The sequence below is a fragment of the Pseudomonas frederiksbergensis genome, from assembly GCF_001952935.1.
In the GTDB taxonomy this organism is placed as follows: domain Bacteria; phylum Pseudomonadota; class Gammaproteobacteria; order Pseudomonadales; family Pseudomonadaceae; genus Aquipseudomonas; species Aquipseudomonas frederiksbergensis.
Genome location: NZ_CP018319.1, coordinates 49,030 through 64,160, shown reverse-complemented (window position 1 = coordinate 64,160; position 15,131 = coordinate 49,030). Strand labels below are relative to the sequence as shown.

14 protein-coding genes are annotated in these 15,131 nt (G+C 59.3%); 8 read left to right on the top strand and 6 right to left on the bottom strand.

All coding sequences use genetic code 11. The features are described 5' to 3' along the window. Positions 1–54 precede the first annotated feature (54 nt). The gene (locus PFAS1_RS00300; RefSeq protein ID WP_076027783.1) at positions 55–1,059 is read right to left on the bottom strand and encodes a LacI family DNA-binding transcriptional regulator; all 1,005 of its coding nucleotides are present in this window, start codon (positions 1,057–1,059) and stop codon (positions 55–57) included. 201 nt (positions 1,060–1,260) lie between these two features. Here PFAS1_RS00300 and PFAS1_RS00295 point away from each other — a divergent pair, with 201 nt between their 5' ends. From PFAS1_RS00295 to PFAS1_RS00280, 4 genes are all read left to right on the top strand, one after another. Beyond that, on the top strand, positions 1,261–2,427 hold the full coding sequence (locus tag PFAS1_RS00295; RefSeq protein ID WP_076027782.1) for a Gfo/Idh/MocA family protein: 1,167 nt from the start codon (positions 1,261–1,263) through the stop codon (positions 2,425–2,427). After that, positions 2,424–3,527 carry a sugar phosphate isomerase/epimerase family protein gene (locus tag PFAS1_RS00290; protein WP_076027781.1) on the top strand — a complete coding sequence of 368 codons (1,104 nt, stop codon included), beginning with the start codon at positions 2,424–2,426 and terminating at the stop codon, positions 3,525–3,527. The genes PFAS1_RS00295 and PFAS1_RS00290 overlap by 4 nt, the downstream gene beginning before the upstream one ends. A 57-nt stretch (positions 3,528–3,584) precedes the next feature. Further along, positions 3,585–4,817 (top strand): nucleoside permease, encoded by a 1,233-nt coding sequence (locus tag PFAS1_RS00285; RefSeq protein WP_076027780.1) that lies wholly within the window; start codon positions 3,585–3,587, stop codon positions 4,815–4,817. 248 nt (positions 4,818–5,065) lie between these two features. Beyond that, positions 5,066–5,941, top strand: coding sequence for an alpha/beta fold hydrolase (locus tag PFAS1_RS00280; RefSeq protein WP_076027779.1), 876 nt, complete (start codon positions 5,066–5,068; stop codon positions 5,939–5,941). Here PFAS1_RS00280 and PFAS1_RS00275 read toward each other — a convergent pair. The 4 genes from PFAS1_RS00275 to pcsA form a co-directional block, all read right to left on the bottom strand. Beyond that, positions 5,915–6,682, bottom strand: a complete 768-nt coding sequence (locus PFAS1_RS00275) for a metallophosphoesterase (RefSeq protein WP_076027778.1) — start codon at positions 6,680–6,682, stop codon at positions 5,915–5,917. The genes PFAS1_RS00280 and PFAS1_RS00275 overlap by 27 nt on opposite strands. A 26-nt stretch (positions 6,683–6,708) precedes the next feature. Beyond that, the gene (locus tag PFAS1_RS00270) at positions 6,709–7,179 is read right to left on the bottom strand and encodes a GNAT family N-acetyltransferase (RefSeq protein ID WP_076027777.1); all 471 of its coding nucleotides are present in this window, start codon (positions 7,177–7,179) and stop codon (positions 6,709–6,711) included. Positions 7,180–7,257: 78 nt separating this feature from the next. Next, a complete protein-coding gene (locus tag PFAS1_RS00265; RefSeq protein ID WP_074877830.1) occupies positions 7,258–7,644 on the bottom strand; it encodes a DUF488 domain-containing protein in 387 nt (128 codons plus the stop codon). Between the two features lie 16 nt (positions 7,645–7,660). Beyond that, complete coding sequence (pcsA, locus tag PFAS1_RS00260; protein ID WP_074877828.1) at positions 7,661–8,377, bottom strand: phosphatidylcholine synthase; 717 nt, start codon at positions 8,375–8,377, stop codon at positions 7,661–7,663. Positions 8,378–8,627: 250 nt separating this feature from the next. On the opposite strand from pcsA, the gene PFAS1_RS00255 reads away from it, so the two are divergent. Then, positions 8,628–9,344, top strand: a complete 717-nt coding sequence (locus PFAS1_RS00255) for a tellurite resistance TerB family protein (protein ID WP_076027776.1) — start codon at positions 8,628–8,630, stop codon at positions 9,342–9,344. 114 nt (positions 9,345–9,458) lie between these two features. Here the strand turns inward: PFAS1_RS00255 and PFAS1_RS00250 are convergent, their stop codons facing one another. After that, complete coding sequence (locus PFAS1_RS00250) at positions 9,459–9,911, bottom strand: cupin domain-containing protein (protein ID WP_076027775.1); 453 nt, start codon at positions 9,909–9,911, stop codon at positions 9,459–9,461. A gap of 192 nt (positions 9,912–10,103) precedes the next feature. Here PFAS1_RS00250 and PFAS1_RS00245 point away from each other — a divergent pair, with 192 nt between their 5' ends. The 3 genes from PFAS1_RS00245 to ligD are packed head-to-tail and all read left to right on the top strand — an operon-like array spanning position 10,104 to position 15,083. Then, positions 10,104–11,489: an iron-containing redox enzyme family protein gene (locus PFAS1_RS00245; RefSeq protein WP_076027774.1), complete on the top strand. Its 1,386-nt coding sequence runs from the start codon at positions 10,104–10,106 to the stop codon at positions 11,487–11,489. Positions 11,490–11,499: 10 nt separating this feature from the next. Beyond that, a complete protein-coding gene (locus tag PFAS1_RS00240; RefSeq protein WP_076027773.1) occupies positions 11,500–12,495 on the top strand; it encodes a methyltransferase in 996 nt (331 codons plus the stop codon). Further along, entirely contained in the window at positions 12,492–15,083 is a 2,592-nt protein-coding gene (gene ligD / locus PFAS1_RS00235) for a DNA ligase D (RefSeq protein WP_076027772.1), read from the top strand. Before PFAS1_RS00240 ends, ligD begins: the two co-directional genes overlap by 4 nt. The last annotated feature ends 48 nt before the right edge of the window (positions 15,084–15,131 follow it).

The window sequence follows — 15,131 nt, the reverse complement described above, 5'->3', positions numbered from 1 at the left end:
TGGGGGGCCGGCAAGTAGCCCCCAAGCCTCTCATCCAGCCGAGGGGCGAATCGTTCAGCGCTCGTTGACCCTTGCGGTGCTATTGCGCAACGTCAGTTCAAACGGCAATACCACATGACGTTGCGCAATCGGTTTCTTCTCAATCAAGGCAATCAGCATTTCGACGGCTTTCTGGCCGAAGACTTCGGCGGGTTGCGCGATGGTCGTCAGGGGGGGATCGCAATAGGCTGCGAAGGGAATGTCGTCGAAGCCCACCAGTGAAATATCCTCGGGTACCCGCAAGCCCTGCTGCTTGATGCGCTTCAACGCGCCGATGGCCATTTCATCGTTTTCGCAAAAGAGCGCGGTGGGACGGTCGGTCAGCTCCAGCATCGTTGCGGCACCGTCATCACCTGCCTTCAAACTGAAATCACCGTGGCAGATGAGAGCGGGATCGGACGCGATGCCGGCCTGGCGCAATGCGTCCTGATAACCGGCCACACGATCGCGGGTCAGCGGGCTGCTTTTCGGGCCCTTGATCAGACCAATCCGGCGATGGCCCAGTTCTATCAAATGCTCGGTCATGGCCTTGGCTGCTGCGCGGTTGTCGAGGCTGATCGTGGGATGGCGGCCGCCTTGAATCATCTCGCAGGCGTTGACGATGGGCGGTAACTCGGCGCTGGGGAAGGGCGCTTCAAAAGGGTCGTAGGCGCGCAGCTGAATCACGCCATCGGCCTGATGGGCGTACACCAGCTCGGCGAATTCCCGTTCGATTTCCTCTCGGCCCTGGGTGTCGCACAGCAGCAGTCGGTACCCGGCGGCCTGGGCAGCCTGTTGGGCACCGCTGATCACCCGGGCGAAAAACGTGTTGGCGATGGCCGGGACCAGAATCACCAGATTGCCCGTCCTGCGCGAGCGAAACTGCACCGCCATCAGGTTCGGCCGATAACCGGCTTTTTCCACGGCGGCGTTGACCTTGTCCCGTGTTTCGGGGAGCACGCGCTCAGGCGATTTCAGCGTTCTGGAGACCGTGGCCACCGAGACGCCGGCAAGCCGGGCAACTTCACGGATATTGGACAAGACCACCTCGTTGTCGAACTGTGCGGCTGGCGAGCTTAGCGCAAGTCGACCGTGCCCTGAAATGTTCGTCGATATTAATCCGGGGTTTGACACTTCGGGCAACAGGGCCTAAATTTCCGTCACGATGTAACCGGTTACATAGTCGTGAGGCTTCACTTTTGAGAAGCCGCCTGAATCCGCCTCAAACAGAGAAAAGTCGCGATGAACGTTCCAGTGCCAAAAATAAGAATGGGGTTTGTTGGAGGCGGTGAAGGCGCCTTCATAGGCAAGGCTCATCGTCAGGCCGCCGGGCTCGATGGTCGTTTTGAACTGGTGTGCGGTGCGTTCAGCCGAGACGCCCGCAACAATCAGGATACGGGCGCGGCGCTGGGATTGTCCGCTTCGCGCTGCTACAGCGACTGGCAGCAGATGCTCGATGCCGAGGGCGCACTGCCCGCCGATCGGCGTATGGAACTGCTCGTCATCGTCACCCCTAATCACCTGCACGCGCCGATTGCCACTCGGGCGCTGAGTGCAGGGTTTCATGTGTTCAGCGAGAAACCCGCGGCGCTGAATCTGTCCGAGCTGTTACCTCTCAAGAAACTGCTGGAGAGCAGCGACCGCCTCTATGGATTGGCCCACACCTACCTCGGGTATCCGATGGTCTGGCAGGCTCGGCAAATGGTCCGCGACGGCGTGATCGGCACGGTGCGCAAGGTCATCGTCGAGTATCCCCAGGGCTGGCTCAGTCAGGATGTGGCCGGGCAGGGCAACAAGCAGGCGGGCTGGCGCGATCTGCCCGAACAGTCGGGGCTGGGCGGCTGCATTGGCGATATCGGCACCCATGCCTTTTCATTGGCCGAATTCGTCGCAGACCAACCGATCAAGCACCTGTGTGCGATGTTGAATACGCACCTTGCAAGCCGGCAACTGGATGACGACGCGGCGATGCTGTTCAAGATGGCCGACGGCGCGAGCGGTGTATTGATCGCCAGCCAGGTCTGCGCTGGCGAAGAGAATCCGTTGAAGATCCGTATCTACGGCGACAAGGGCGGGCTGGAGTGGCGTCAGGAAGAACCGTCGAGCCTGATTCATCGCTCCATCGATCAACCCTTGCGCACCCTGCGTTCCGGTGTCGGTCAACCCTGGTTGTGCGAAGCCGCGAGCCGTCGCATGCGCCTGCCCGCCGGGCATCCCGAAGGTTATCTGGAGGCCATGGCCAACCTCTACGGCGACTTCGCCAGCGCGATCCGCAGCAACCTCAAAGGCAATGAGGCCCCCGGTGTGCCGGGCATTGAAGTGGGATTGCGCGGCATGGCTTTCATCGAAACCGTGATCGCCAACCATCGTGGCGACAACAAGTGGACCGAACTGGTCTGCCATCCATGAACCTGGAGAATTCCCCCGTGAACCCTACATCCCAACCCTCGACGGGCTTGCGTGGTCCAGGCATTTTCCTGGCGCAGTTCATGTCCGCTGAAGCACCATTCGATACGCTGGCCAATATTGCTCGTTGGGCGGCGTCCCAAGGGTACAAGGCCATTCAGTTACCCACGTTGGGCACGCAATACATCGACCTGGCGCGCGCCGCCGACAGTCAGGATTATTGCGACGAATTGAAAGCCACCTGTGCTCAGGCGGGCGTCGAAATCAGTGAGCTGTCGACGCACTTGCAGGGGCAGCTGGTCGCGGTGCATCCGGCGTTCGATGCCTTGTTCGATGACTTTGCGCCGGCGCATGTGCGCGGTCAGCCCCAGGCTCGCACCGAATGGGCCATCGACCAATTGAAGCTGGCGGCCCGCGCCAGTCAGCGGTTGGGGTTGAAGGCCCATGCAACCTTTTCCGGCGCGCTGCTCTGGCCGTATCTCTACCCTTGGCCGCAGCGGCCGAGCGGTTTGGTCGAACAGGGTTTTGCAGAACTGGCCAAGCGCTGGTTGCCGATCCTCGACTGTTTCGAAGAGGCCGGCGTCGACCTGTGCTACGAGATCCATCCCGGCGAAGACCTGCACGACGGTGCCTCGTTCGAGCGTTTCCTGGAGGCGGTCGATCATCATCCACGCGCCGCCATTCTGTATGACCCCAGTCATCTGCTGCTGCAGCAAATGGACTACCTGGGGTTCATCGATCGCTACCACGACCGCATCCGCATGTTCCACGTCAAGGACGCCGAGTTCCGGCCCGATGCCCGTTCGGGGGTCTACGGCGGCTATCAGGCATGGGTCGACCGACCGGGCCGCTTCCGTTCCTTGGGCGATGGCCAGATCGATTTCAAATCGATCTTCAGCAAACTGACCCAATACGACTTTGCCGGTTGGGCGGTGCTGGAGTGGGAGTGTTGTTTGAAGGATTCGGCACAGGGGGCCGCGCAAGGAGCGGCGTTCATCGAGCAGCACATGATTACCAAGACACAAAAGGCCTTCGACGACTTCGCCAGCGTGACGTCCGACGAAGGTTTCAATCGTCGCCTGCTGGGTTTGCCCGATGCCTGAATAAAAAGCTGTTCGTTGCTCTTCTCCAAAAACAAAAACAATAAGTCGGTGACTGTTATGACCCTGATGACCGCGCGATTAAGCGCCATGATGTTCCTGCAATTCTTTATCTGGGGTGGATGGTTCGTCACCCTCGGTACCTTCCTCGCCAGTGATCTGGGCGCCAGCGGCGGGCAGATCGGCATGGCGTTCTCGACCCAGTCCTGGGGCGCGATCATCGCGCCGTTTGTGATCGGTTTGATCGCCGACCGTTTCTTCAATGCCGAGCGCATCCTCGCCGTGCTGCACCTGGTAGGCGCGGTGTTGCTGTATCAGCTTTATCGAGCGCCGGATTTCAGCACGTTTTATCCGTTCGTACTGGCCTACATGATGATCTACATGCCGACCCTGGCATTGGTCAATTCGGTCGCGTTCCGGCAGATGAGCGACCCGGCCCTGGAGTTTTCGCGCATCCGTGTGTGGGGCACCGTTGGTTGGATTGTGGCCGGTGTGGTGATCAGCTTTGTGTTTGCCTGGGACTCTCAAGCCGCGATTTCAACAGGCGGGTTGCGCAATACCTTTCTGATGTCGGCGATGGCGTCTCTGGTTCTGGGCCTTTACAGCTTCACCTTGCCGCGCACTGCACCTCTGAAGCCAGAGTCCGGCAGCGGCGGCCTCAAGCAAATGCTCGGGCTGGACGCCTTGGGCTTGCTCAAGGACCGCAGCTACCTGGTGTTCTTCATCGCGTCCATTTTGATCTGCATTCCGCTGGCGTTTTATTACCAGAATGCCAATCCGTTCCTGGCGGACATCGGCATGACCAACCCCACCGCGAAAATGGCCATCGGTCAGGTCTCGGAAGTGCTGTTCATGCTGCTCCTGCCGCTGTTCATTCAGCGCTTCGGCATCAAAATCGCACTCCTGGTGGGGATGCTGGCGTGGGCTTTGCGCTACCTGTTGTTCGCCTACGGTAACAATGGCGACCTGGCCTTTATGCTGTTCACCGGCATTGCCTTGCACGGCATCTGCTATGACTTCTTTTTCGTCTCGGGCCAGATCTACACCGATGCCAAAGCTTCGGAGCACTTCAGAAGCTCCGCCCAGGGCCTGATTACCCTGGCGACCTACGGCCTGGGCATGCTGATCGGCTTCTGGGTTGCAGGGCAGGTGACCGATCATTACGCGTTGGCGGGCAGCCATGACTGGAAAAGCATCTGGCTGTTCCCGGCCGGGTTCGCGTTGGCAGTATTTTTCTGTTTTTCGTTGGCGTTCAAGGGGCGGCAAACGGCAGTCGTGCAATCGACCGTCTAGCGATTGATGACAGCCACTGCCTTTCGAAAACAGATCGAAAAAAACAGCCGAAGCCTTTAGGGACTTCGGCTTTTTTTTGTGCAGTGCCGGCGCGACGGCATCCGAACTAACGCGTCTGGGTTCTTGCAGACGGGAAAATCCCTGCTTAACTCTGAATCAATGGTCAGTCCGTGACCAGGTAGTCACGGAGGCCGTCCGGGCACCGTCATGCTGTGCGCTTAGCTCAAATTGGTACAAGGAAAAGTTACATGATGCCGAAAACTGCCATCGTCGAGATCTGCGGGAAGTACAAGGTTCATACCGAGCACTATCTCAACACAGCCGCTAACAAGACCATCATTCTGGTCAACGGCTCACTGGCAACAACAGCATCCTTTGCCCAAACGGTGCGTTACCTGCAACCACGATTCAACGTGGTCCTTTACGACCAGCCCTACGCCGGTCAGTCGAAGCAACACAACCTCCACGGCGAACCGATCCGAAAGGAAGACGAGGCAGCGATCCTGCTGGAGTTGATCGAGCACTTTTGTGCACAGCATGTACTGTCCTTTTCCTGGGGCGGTGCGGCGACCTTGCTGGCGCTGGCCCAGCAGCCGCGACGTATCGAGAAAGCGGTGATCGGTTCATTCGCAGCACGGGTCAATGCGCCGATGCGCGATTACCTGGAGCGCGGCTTGAACCATCTCCAGGCGTGTGACCGTCTCAATGTCAGTCGCTTGATCAACAGCACGATCGGCAAGCACCTGCCATCGCTGTTCAAACGCTTTAATGACCGCCATGTCAGCAGCCTGGCCGAGCACGAGTACCGGCAGATGCATTTCCACGTCAATGAGGTGCTGACTCAAAACACTCATTGCTATGTCGCCTGTGCCAATGCCATTGAAATTCCGCTGCTGTTTGTCAACGGCGAATGGGATGAGTACACCTCGGTAGAAGACGCCCGGATTTTTGCTGATCACGCCCCTCAGGCCAGCTTCCACACCATCAGGAACACCGGGCATTTCCTCGATATGGAACACCCGGCGGCCTTGCATGACACCCGGCAGGCCTTGCTCGGCTTTCTCGATCCGGCTTGCAGGAAACCGGGCCGTGTTGCCTCAGACATCCAGGTCAATTACGTATGAGTCACTGAATTGCGGGTTTTCATTAACGCCATTTTTTGCATAACCCCGGGGATTGCACATGACCCGGGTTTTGCCCACCACGTAGTCAAAGCTTCCATGGGTATGGCCATGCAGCCAAAGCGCCGGCTGCCAGACGTTGATCCGCTCTTCGAGGTCTGAAACAAAACTCGCGTTAATCGGTGAATTCTCGAATAGCGGGCTTATGCTCAACCGTGTCGGTGCGAAATGCGAAACCACCACCGTGGGCGTCGTTCTGTCGCGGGTGAAGCAGTCTTCCAGCCAGGCGACTGTCTGCAAAAAAACCAGTTGTGAAACTGCCGGAGTGAACAGGTCTGGAAAATCGGGCGAGATTTTTATGTGGGTGTAGTCCCGCATAAGCTTCGTAGCCAGATCAACACCCCGTGCCCGATCCTCTGCAGAATCGAAAAGACGATAGTCGGACCACAGGGTGCAACCCAAAAACCGCACGCCGTCATGGACATACTCCGAACGTTCCAATACGTGGATCCGTGTCCCTTGCGACAACCTGTTCAACTGTTCGTAGGTAGAAATCAGGTCACTGCCATAAAACTCGTGATTCCCAGCCACGTACACGATCGGAAGAGGGCACGATTTGGCCCACTCAATGGCCGCAGCCGGACGGGAAATGTCTCCGGCGAGAACGACAATGTCAGCATCCACATCGGGAAAAGGTAACGCGTTGACGGACAAATGGATGTCTGACAGCAAGGCGATGCGCATCGATCGACTCCTACTTGATTTGAATGTCAGCCCCGTTGAACTGACGTCGGCAAACGCCGCTCCATGATGATCGTACGCTCGGCCCCGTGAAACTCGTCGCGGATTTTTCGATAACCCAGCTTGAAGTAAAAGGTTTCTGCGGTGATGGAAGAGGGGACGCGCAGTACCTCGATATTTGCGGCTTGGGCGACCGATTGAAGGGTCGCCATCAACTGCCTGCCGAGTCCGCGGCCCTGATGGTCTGGGTCTACGAATACGCTGCGTACAACGTCTTGATCAAGACTGGCCGTGGCGACTACACGCTTATCGTGGGTGGCGACAAAGACCTGGCGTTGGTTTAACAGGGCGCGGATGGCCTCGGGAGAAAAGCTTTTCTCTACCTGGGTGATGACGTCGGGCGGGTAGTCCCGAGCATTGGACTGGCGCAGTGATTGAATGATGACCTGGCTGATGTCTGCCGCATCGTCAGGGGTGGCGAGTCGAATCTGGTTATTCATTTGAAGACCCCAATCCTTGTGTCTTTGCCAAAATCCTTTAAGTCGATCTTGAACGGTCGATGTCGCCATAGCGAGCGACTAGTTGAGCTGAGCACCTCGGGCCTCTAACAACTCCCGCAATACCGAACGATGGCAATGCGCTTCCTCTTCGCAGTAACAGCCAATGGCCAGTGACGTTTGATGGGACAACGCCGCCAGCAAATCGAGCAACTGACTGGGCGCCGGGTGGTTCATTTCGCTCTTGAACTTGCGCTTGAACACTTCCCACGCCTTGTCGTCTTCCGCCGCTTTGGCTTCTGCGACCAGTTCTGCGCTGGGAGACAGCAGCGGCTGCCATACGTCATAAAAATCACGGCTGGCGAACTCGGCTTTCGGCACGCCACGCGGCGGGCGCCGCACCGTGCCCAGGCGCAGGCCTTCATTGGCTGCGCGCGGTGAACCGAGGCGCACGATATGGATGGGCATGCTCTACCTTCCTTTATTACCGCGAGCTTTCGAACCACTCCAGCGCCGTGCGCCAGATGCAAATCCCCAGGAAGTAAGCCGACATCAGCAGCCAAAGCCCCATTACCAGCGGGTTGATCACTGGATGGTTGACCACCAGCGACAAGCTGCACAGCAGCCAGATCGCCGTTACGGCAATGTTGATCGGCATGAACTTGCGAACGCGGAACGGGTGGAGGAACTTCATCCGGGTCACGGTCAACAGCGCCAGGCCGATGATGGCGAGAAAAGTGATCCACGGCGGCGGAGCGATGATGTACAGGCACAGGGCAACCACGTTCCAGGCGGCGGGGAAGCCCTGGAAGTAGTTGTCTTTGCTCTTCATGTTGACGTTGCAGAAACAAAACAGTGACGAGACCAGAATCAGCGAGACGGACAACAGCAGCGTGTAGTCCGGCAAGGGGATGTAACGATAAATGAACAGGGCGGGGATAAACACGTACGTCAGGTAGTCGATAACCAGATCGAGGATCGAGCCATCGAAACTTGGCAATACCGACTGGACATTGACCTTGCGTGCCAACGCGCCATCCAGCCCATCGACGATCAGGGCGACACCCAGCCACAGCAGGCAGTTTGTCGCCTGGTTTTCCAGCAGGGCGAGGGTTGCGAGGAAGGCAGTGACCACGCCGGTGGCGGTAAAACCATGGGCGCCCCATGCTTTGAGCCTGGCGATGTGTAGGGTCGATATCACGGGAGTATTCTCCAGAAAGTGAAGCAAGCCTGTTATCACCCCTTCAATCGGGGGTGTCGGCAAACCAAGTCAGGTTGCATGTATCGACCGGGTATCCGGGGATAAGGTTCACCATCTGTAAATCTTAGCTGGGCTGAAAAAAAATACCCCGGCTCAATTCGGGGTAATAAAGCCAAACGGTGGTGGCGCATTCGTCGGCGAGGACTATCGTTGCCTGACTGGATCACCCCCAACTGATGAGGACATCGTCATGAACACCAGCGATCTGCTCGAACAACTATTGCGGGCCGGTCAAGGCTCAATGTCGCAACAGGGTGGCGGTGGCGCGTCGGCCCAAGGTGGTCTCGGTGGGTTGCTCGGCGGCCTGTTGGGCGGCAGTGCCGGGTCAAGCGCCGGAGGCGGTGGCCTGGGTGGTTTGCTCGGTGGTCTGCTGGGCGGTGGCTCAACCATGGGTGGTTCGACCCGGACCCGCTCGGCTGGCGGCACGAACTACGCGGCACTGGCTTCGCTCGGAATGATGGCATTCCAGGCTTATCAAGCCTGGCAACGCAGCCAGGCCTCGGCGCCGCAACCGGCACCGCGCACTGTCGACCTGTTGTCCGGCCCGGAAGTCGAGGACCACAGCCATGCGATTCTTCGGGCATTGATTGCGGCGGCGAAGGCCGATGGCCGGATTGATGCCGCCGAGAAACAGATGATCAGCACCGAAATCGGCCGCCACACCGACGATCCGGAACTCCAGCAATGGCTGGATGACGAAGTCGCACGGCCGCTGGACGCCGCCGATGTGGCGCAGTCGGCCACGGATTCCGGCATGGCGGCGGAAATGTACCTGGCCAGTGTGATGCTGGTGGACGATCAGCAGGACGCCGAACGTCGCTATCTGGATGAACTGGCTGCGGCGCTGAACATCGATCCGGACCTGCAAGTGCATCTGGAGCAACAGGCCAAAGGTGGCGTGGCCTGATGATCGTTTCTGCGCTTTGCGTCACCAAGTTGCCGGGTATGGCTCTGGCATCGTGGATGGAACGCGGAGCGTCCCGAGAGGCGTTCCCACGCGGAGCGTGGGAACGATCAACGCCTACGAGGTCATGGGGGCTTTCGGCACCAAAAACGTAACGCCGAAGCGCTCGGCGATGGCCAGGATCTGCGGCAAATCCTGCGGCACTTTGAGCTGATCCAGTGCGGCAAAGAACTGGCCACCGCGCGGATCAGACACCACGCCGATCATCTTCGCCGTCGCACTGATGTTCTTATAGGCATGAATAGTCCCAGCGGGAATATGCACATAACCCCCGGGGGAAAGGGTGGTGGCCTTGCCCGCAACGGTCACTTCCACCTGCCCGTCAATCACGTAGAACGCTTCGTCCCATGGATGAAAGTGCGCGGGCGGCCCACCGCCTTGCACGCCTTCCTGGATATGCATTTCAAAAGGTTTGCTCAGATCCCCGCCCGCAAGAATGGTGATGGCCTCGCCCACGACACTGACCGGGTCGGGTTTTTTGTCGGCCTCGATGACATGAATCGTTCGCATGATTGCTCTCCGTAGGATGAGACCACACACGCTGAGTATATTCACTCGATCCGGCATCGGGTGCCGTGCCACAAGCCCGTCTGTCCGGGCGATTCCCACGCTGATGGAATTTTCTTCCGCAGGGGTCGCTCTGCTGATGTAGAGACGTGCTGATTCAGCGTCCTGACTGGCCTCAGACCGAGAGACGACCCCATGACTGCCCTGACACGACTTGAATCCCAGCGGGCTGCCCAATGCGCGAACCTGACCGCCGGGAGCCTGAAACCTGTCTACGAACAGTTATTGCTGAGCGACGATATCGAACACCAGCGTGCACTCGCCCAATCCTTTCTCAAGGCTCAACTGGCGCAAGCCGCGGACCTGCCTGAGGACATGCCGCACGACCTGTCGACACTGCAAACCTTTGTCGAACAACACTGCGCCGATGTAGCACGCCAATACGCCGATTACCTGCAACAGCGCAAGGACGGCGGACCGCGGCAGTTCTTTACCAACAAGGCGCACGCGTTGTATTTCCTGCAAGCCGTTGCCCCGACCAAACTGGTGGACGGCGCGTGGCTGTATGGACTGCTGCGGCACTGGCATGACCCGCGTTTCGAAGGGCTGATTTGCACCTATCTGGAAGAGTTGGGGGAGGGCAACCCGGCGCGAAATCATGTGGTGATATACCGCAAGCTGCTCGCCGAACAGGGCTTGCTGGACAATCCGTTCATCCCGGACGAGCGTTACTTGCAAGGTGCGGTGCAATTGGCGCTGGGTTATTGCAGCGACGATTTTTTGCCAGAAGTGATCGGCTACAACCTCGGCTATGAACAACTGCCGCTGCACTTGCTGATCAGCGCCTATGAACTCAGTGAGCTGGGCATCGATCCGTATTACTTCACCCTGCACGTGACCATCGACAATGCCAGCACCGGCCACGCGCAAAAGGCCGTGCAGTCGGTGCTGCAATTGTTGCCGGTGGAAGCCGACCGCGAAGACTTTCTGCGCAGGGTTGCGCTGGGTTATCGGCTCAACGATCTGGGGCAGGGCAGTCGCGCGATCATCGAATCGTTCGACCTGTACGGCGAGTTGCTGAGCATGCTTGAGCGCAAGCGCCCGTTTGGTCAGCACATGCATTCCGACTATTGCCGGTTGGAAGGCCAGACCGTCAATCAATGGCTGTCGTCGCCGGAGCAGTTGCCAGGCTTCCTCAGCGCCATGGAAAACAAGGGCTGGATCAAACGTCACCAGAACCCGCAAGCGAGTCGTTTCTGGCAACTGGTCGAGGGTGACGGCGCGGCCATGTTCGGGGTGTTCAGCCCCTACGAAAAGCAACTGCTGCACGACTGGATTGCCGGAGATTGGCGACCTGAGCGATCGCCCGCTGCGGTTCGACGCAGTAGCCGCGCCGCGACCGAACCACCCGTACCCGCCAATGACCCGGATGTCGAAAGCCTGCACGCTACACTTAAAGGGCTTGCCGCCGACGAGCAAATGCAAGTCTTGATTCCGTGGTTGTCCGCCCATCGGCACGCCCACCCCGCTGGCCTGCTGGCCACGCGACGGTTCATCGAACTCAAATCCGGTTTTCGATAGGGAGCCCTTCATGAATCAGGAAGAACACCTTGGCGCCGCCGATCTGGCCTTGTTGCAACTGGGGCGCCGTTTGCAGGCCGACGGCTACCGTTTCATCACGCCAACGCCGCTGACCCATCAACGGGTCAATGATCGCTCCTTTGGGCAAAGCGCCCGGACCCTGCGCGAAGTGTTCGGCTGGTCGCGGCCGTTTGAGCCCGGCCTGTTGTCGGTGGATGAGCAACGGCAGTTGCAACAGGCTGGCGTCCTCGATGAATGCAATGGTCGACTGAAAAGTCATGTGCGCTGGTCAAGTCTCGATGACCTGTTGTTCGTGCATTCGGGTTACCCCACTGATGCCGCTGACGCGGTGTTCTTCGGCCCCGACACCTACCGTTTTGCTCAGCTGATTCACGCCCATCTGCAACACAGCTTCGCGCCGATCAGGCGCGCCGTGGACATTGGCTGCGGTGCGGGCGTCGGGGCGATTTTGATTGCCCGCGCACGCCGGGAAGCGGAAGTCCTGGCCGTGGACATCAACTCGTTGGCGTTACGCATGACAGCGGTCAACGTCGCGCTCGCCGAGGTGGCGAACGTCAGCATCGAGGCCAGTGACGTGCTGCAAGACGTCGACGGCCAATTCGACCTGATCGTCGCCAATCCGCCGTACATGGCCGACCCGGCCGAGCGTGCTTACCGGCACGGCGGGGGGGCGCTGGGCGCGCAATTGTCATTGCGCATTGTCGAACAGGCCCTGTATCGGTTGGCTCCCGGTGGTTCGCTGGTGCTGTACACCGGCGTGGCAATGATCGATGGCATCGATCCGTTTCTGGATGCAGTGGCGCCGCGCCTGGAGTCGCCGATGTTCGGCTGGACCTACCATGAAATCGACCCCGATGTGTTCGGTGAAGAGCTGTTGACGCCAGGCTATCAGCGGGTGGAGCGAATTGCCGTCGTCGCCCTGATTGTCACGCGTATCGGCCCAGGCATCGGGGGCACCGTGACCGCGTCAGCAGGTGCGCCATGAGCAGGAGCCTGGACGATTACAATCGCATGCGCGATTTTTCGGCAACCTCTGAACCGGCTGCCGGCAAACGTTCGGGCAAGAAAACCGCGAAAGACCATGCGTTGCAGTTCTGCATCCAGAAGCACGACGCCTCGCGCCTGCATTACGACTTTCGCCTGGAACTCGATGGCGCGCTGAAAAGCTGGGCGGTGCCCAAAGGCCCGTCACTGGACCCCAAGGTCAAGCGCCTGGCGGTGCACGTCGAAGACCATCCGATTGATTACGCCACCTTCGAGGGCAGCATTCCCGAAGGGCATTATGGTGCCGGCGACGTGATTGTCTGGGACCGGGGAGTCTGGATTCCTCAGGACGATCCGGCCGAGGCATACGCCAAGGGCAAGCTCAAATTCGAGCTAAAGGGCGAGAAGCTTGGAGGGCTGTGGAACCTGGTGCGCACGCACATGCCAGGCAAGCAGGAGCAATGGTTTCTGATCAAGCATCAGGATGGCGCGGCCAGGCCCGAAAGCGATTACGACGTGGTCGCCGCCGAGCCCGACAGCGTGCTCAGTGACCGGACCATCGTTGCCAAAAAGCCGAAGACTGCTGCCAAACCCAAGCCCGTCAAAAAACCTGCCAGCCCGGCGCGCAACGAAAAATCGGCTCCCTTGACGGGCGCCCGCAAAGCCAAATTGCCGGAGATGCTCAAGCCGCAACTGGCGACGCTGGTCGAAAAGGCCCCGGGCGGCGAGTGGAGCTATGAGATCAAGTTCGATGGCTATCGGATCATGGCCCGCATCGACCACGACGAGGTCAAACTGTTCACCCGCAACGGCCACGACTGGACCCATAAACTGCCCAGGCAAGCCGAGGCGTTGGCGGCGCTGGGTCTCGAATCGGCCTGGCTCGACGGGGAAATGGTGGTCGCCAACGAGCAGGGTGTGCCGGATTTCCAGGCCTTGCAAAACGCCTTCGACTCGGGCCGCAGCGGCAACATCCTCTATTACCTGTTCGACATGCCTTACCTCAACGGTGTGGACCTGCGCGAGGTGCCGGTCGAGGAGCGAAGGGTTGCACTGTCGACCGTGCTCAACCCCAATAAAGATCCGCTGCTGCGCTTCTCCGATTCCTTTAGCGAAGAACCGCAAGCGTTGCTCAACAGCGCCTGCCAAATGCAGATGGAAGGGCTGATCGGCAAACGCCTGGGCACGCCTTACGTGTCGCGGCGCAGCAGCGACTGGATCAAGCTCAAGTGCAAGCATCGACAGGAATTTGTGGTGGTCGGCTTCACCGATCCGAAAGGCTCGCGCAATGCCTTCGGTGCGCTGCTGCTGGGGTTGCATGACCGCGATAGCGGTGAGTTGCGTTACGCGGGGAAGGTCGGCACCGGGTTTAACGAGACGACGCTCAAGCGCATTTATGAGCAACTGAAACCGTTGCAGACGAAAAAGATCCCAGTGGTCAATCCGCCGAGCGGTTTTGACGCCAAGGGTGTGCACTGGCTCAAGCCGACACTGCTGGCGGAGGTCGCTTTTGCCGAAATGACCAAAGAAGGTTCAGTCCGTCATTCGGTGTTCCATGGTCTGCGTGACGACAAACCTGCCGAAGACATTACCGAGGAGCGTCCGAAAGCCGTGAAGACTTCAGCCGCGAAAAAGACCACTGCCGAAAAACCTTCCACCCCTGCCAAAAAGAAAGCCGCGCCCGCACCCTCACAAATCGGCCTGGGCGAGGGCAAGGTGCGCATCACTCACCCCGACCGGGTGATCGACGCCAGCAGCGGCGCCACTAAAGTGCAACTGGCGGAGTATTACGCCAGCGTCGCCGAGTGGATTTTGCCTGAACTCAAGGATCGCCCCGTGGCGTTGGTGCGTGCGCCGGACGGCATTGCCGGCGAACTGTTTTTCCAGAAGAACGCCGAGCGCCTGGCCATTCCGGGAATTACCACTCTGGACAAGGCACTCACCGGGCAACCGGTGATGATCATCAACAACGCCGAAGCCCTGATCGGCGCCGTGCAGATGAGCACTGTTGAGTTGCACACCTGGAACGCCACCTCGGACAACCTCGACAAACCCGACCGCTTCGTCCTCGACCTCGACCCGGACCCGGCGCTGCCCTGGAAAAGCATGGTCGAGGCGACTCAACTGACCCTCTCGGTGCTCGATGAACTGGGGCTCAAGGCGTTTCTCAAGACCAGCGGCGGCAAGGGCATTCACTTGGTGGTGCCACTGACGCGCAAGCTGGGTTGGGATGAGGTGAAAGACTTCAGCCACGCAATCGTCAGCCACATGGCCAAGTTGCTGCCGGAGCGTTTTTCCGCGGTGTCGGGCCCAAAGAACCGGGTCGGGCGGATCTTCATCGATTACCTGCGCAATGGCCTCGGGGCCACGACCATCTGCGCTTACGCCGTGCGCGCCCGCGAAGGGCTGCCGGTGTCGGTGCCGATCTTTCGCGAAGAGGTGGGCGAGCTCAAGGGGGGCAATCAGTGGAACATCCACACAGTGCATGAACGCTTGGCCGAGGTCGGCGGTGAGCCCTGGAAGGATTTGAAGAAAACCCGGCAATCGATCACCGCCGAGATGCGGCGGCGGGTCGGGATGAAAAAATAGCCACGTACATCTTGTAGGAGCACGGCTTGCCGGCGATGGCGCCCTTTA